The organism is Devosia insulae DS-56 (assembly GCF_000970465.2).
GTDB classification, from domain to species: Bacteria; Pseudomonadota; Alphaproteobacteria; order Rhizobiales; family Devosiaceae; genus Devosia_A; species Devosia_A insulae.
Window position 1 is genome coordinate 1 of the sequence record NZ_LAJE02000223.1, and the last position, 2,869, is coordinate 2,869.

Here is a 2,869-nt window from a genome sequence, read left to right on the forward strand (position 1 = left end):
CCGCCGAAGGCGGTGGAGGGGGCGGCACACGCGCCCAGTCCAGTCTCCCCCCCTCCACCAGCTTCGCTGGTCCCCCTCCCCCGCTTCGCAGGGGAGGATCACCGAGAGGCCAGTGTCTCTCTCCAAATTCTCACCACGCGCTCAACCCTGTCTAATATCGCTAGCTTAGCCTCCTCGCTGCTTTTCGAAGTGACAAGGAAGCTCCGATGTCCGACGAGATCTGGCCCGCCATCAAGGTCGAGCGCTTTTACGATGAGCCGCTGGCGCATTACGAAGCCCGCCGCCGCGAGATCGTCAGCATCATCACCGGTTTCCGCCACAGCCGCTATGAGGGCGCCGTCGCCGAGCGGATGGAACAGCGCCTGATGGCGCTGCAGGACGGCATGGTGGTTCCAGCCGTTGCCTGACCAGATTTTGGCCTGATCCCGATCCTTTTGCCACCGCGGAGGGAAGGCCCGGTTTGACCGGGCCTTTTCTTTTGGGCCAAGCTCTGCCTGATTTGGTTCTTGGGCCACCAAGCGAGGAGACCCCCATGCGCTACATGATCATCGTCAAAACCACTGAGCCGGCGCCACCGCCGAGCTCGGAAATGCTGGCCGCGATGGGCAAGCTCAACCAGGAGATGATCGAGGCCGGGGTGCTGCTTGGCGGCGAGGGCCTGCAGCCAAGTAAGAGCGGCGCCAAGGTGGCGATGCAGGGCGGCAAGCTGGTGGTGAAGGACGGCCCGTTCACCGAGGCCAAGGAGCTGGTCGGCGGCTTCTGGATCATCAAGGCAGACTCGCTCGACGAGGCGATCGGCTGGGTGAAGAAGATCCCGATGTGGAACGAAGGCGAGGAAGTGGAAGTCCGCCGCGTTTCCGAGGTCGAAGACTTTGCCTATGCCTATGACGAGGTCTCGGCCGAAGCGCTGGATCGCGAGAAGGCATTGCGCGACAGCGGCCAGTGGCCGGAGCAGCGCTAGAGCGTCACCGCGAAGGGGCCAGACGGCGATCGGTCGCTTCGGGGCAATGACGCCCCGAAGCTTCAGTTTCATCCGTTGCTGCCGGGCGGCTCGAGGCGAACAGGCGGCCGACGAAGCCGCCTATGGCGCGCCAGAGCGACGGCTTTTCCCATAGTCCGGCGTCCGGGTGGGCCTCCCATGGCGCTTCGCCGCTGCGGCGGGCGAAGTCTTCGCCCCAGTGCTGCTTGTAGGCTTCCTTATAGAGATAGCTGGCGGGGATCATCACAAGTCTCCTTTCGACTTGAACCGCTTCAATCGATCAACACGTGACTTCTTGAATCGGTTCAAACATACGCTTCGATGTCTGGGAGTCAAGCGGAATTTGAACCGATACAAAAGCGTGCTATATGACAGGGAGTTGGCTAGGATGTCCTCAGGCAATCGGGACGATTGTCCTCGGGGCGGCAGACGAGCCGCAAAAACTGGAAAGGTTCGGATGGCACGCGATCTGGTGCGCTTGAGCGATGTGGCAAAGGCGGCGGGGGTGTCGCAGGGCACTGCGTCGAACGTGTTCAGCCGGCCCGACCTGGTGCGGCCGGAAGTCCGCGAGCGGGTCCACCAGACGGCCCGCGACCTCGGCTATGCCGGCCCCGATCCGCGTGGCCGGCTGCTGCGGGCCGGTAAATCCAACGCCATCGGCGTCGCCACCGCCGAGCCGCTTTCCTACTTCTTCGAGGATCCGTTCGCCCGCGTGCTGATGCAGGGCATTTCGGAGGCCTGCGACGCGCGCGGCGCCGGGCTGGCGCTGGTATCGGCCCGCAACAGCGAGCGGCTCAGCTGGAACATCCAGAGCGCGCTGGTCGATGGTTTCGTGCTGCTCTGCATCGAGAACGGTGAAAAGCTGGTGGAGCTGACGCGCGAGCGGCAGCTGCCATTCGTGGCGCTGGCGCTCGGCAAGCCCGACGACACCATCTCGGCCATCGGCGTCGACGATTATGCCGGCGCGCAGATGGCGGCCCGGCATCTCGCCCAACTCGGCCACCGCCGCTTCGGCATCCTCGGGCTCGAGCTCGACGATGCGCATGAGGGGCCGGTCGGCAGCGCCGAAATCGCCGCAGCCACCTTCTCCACCGCCCGCGACCGCGCCTATGGCTATTTCGAGGAGCTGGCGCTCTACGGCATCGATCGCGAGACCATTCCGATCTACGAAACCCGCAGTACTGCCGAGAGCGTCAGGCGCGGGCTCGACTATATCCTCACGACCGGCGAACGCCCCACCGCCATCCTCGCCATGTCGGACCGCGTCGCCATGTTCGCGCTGGAAATCCTCGCCGAACGCGGCCTCAGCGTGCCCGATGACATCTCGATCGTCGGCTTCGACGGCGTGCCGGAAGCGGCGACCGTCTCCCCACCGCTCACCACCGTGGTCCAGCCGATCGCCGAGATCGGCCGCCGGGCGGTGAAGACCATCCTCGAGCACGAAGGCGGGGTGCATCGCGAAAGCCTGCCGCTCGAACTGCTGGTGCGAAACAGCACCGCCGCCCCACGCGCGCGATCGTGACTTGATCCGGGGACCGTGAGTCCCCAGATTCATGTGATGCGAACCTTGCTCGCCACCGTCGCGGTTGTTGCCCTCAGTTCGGGGGCGCTGGCCTATTGCCCACCGGTGCCTGACATCGCCAAGGACGGCTACCAGGGGAACGATCTGCAGCGCACGCTGTGCCTGCAGAATGAGCTGGCGCAATCGGCCCAGGATCGGGCGATCCGCAGCGAGATCGATGCGACGCTGTCGAAACTGCAGCGCGACCTGCAACAGCAGAAGATGCTGCAGCAGCAGCTGCAGATCGAGCTGATGCGGACCAAGCCGAGTTATTTGCTGCCTTAAGGTGCGGGGCACTACTCACCGCTGGTGCAGGCTGACCCCCACCC

5 protein-coding genes are annotated in these 2,869 nt (G+C 64.8%); 4 read left to right on the forward strand and 1 reads right to left on the reverse strand.

All coding sequences use genetic code 11. From position 1 onward, the window contains the following. Positions 1-206 precede the first annotated feature (206 nt). Positions 207-407, forward strand: coding sequence for a hypothetical protein (locus VW23_RS16200; RefSeq protein ID WP_069910586.1), 201 nt, complete (start codon positions 207-209; stop codon positions 405-407). 125 nt (positions 408-532) lie between these two features. Further along, positions 533-961, forward strand: coding sequence for a YciI family protein (locus VW23_RS16205; RefSeq protein WP_069910587.1), 429 nt, complete (start codon positions 533-535; stop codon positions 959-961). Between the two features lie 4 nt (positions 962-965). Here VW23_RS16205 and VW23_RS16210 read toward each other — a convergent pair whose 3' ends face one another. Then, positions 966-1,223, reverse strand: a complete 258-nt coding sequence (locus VW23_RS16210) for a hypothetical protein (protein WP_069910588.1) — start codon at positions 1,221-1,223, stop codon at positions 966-968. 213 nt (positions 1,224-1,436) lie between these two features. Here VW23_RS16210 and VW23_RS16215 point away from each other — a divergent pair, with 213 nt between their 5' ends. Continuing rightward, positions 1,437-2,501 (forward strand): LacI family DNA-binding transcriptional regulator, encoded by a 1,065-nt coding sequence (locus VW23_RS16215; protein ID WP_069910589.1) that lies wholly within the window; start codon positions 1,437-1,439, stop codon positions 2,499-2,501. Between the two features lie 36 nt (positions 2,502-2,537). Continuing rightward, complete coding sequence (locus VW23_RS16220) at positions 2,538-2,825, forward strand: hypothetical protein (protein WP_069910590.1); 288 nt, start codon at positions 2,538-2,540, stop codon at positions 2,823-2,825. The last annotated feature ends 44 nt before the right edge of the window (positions 2,826-2,869 follow it).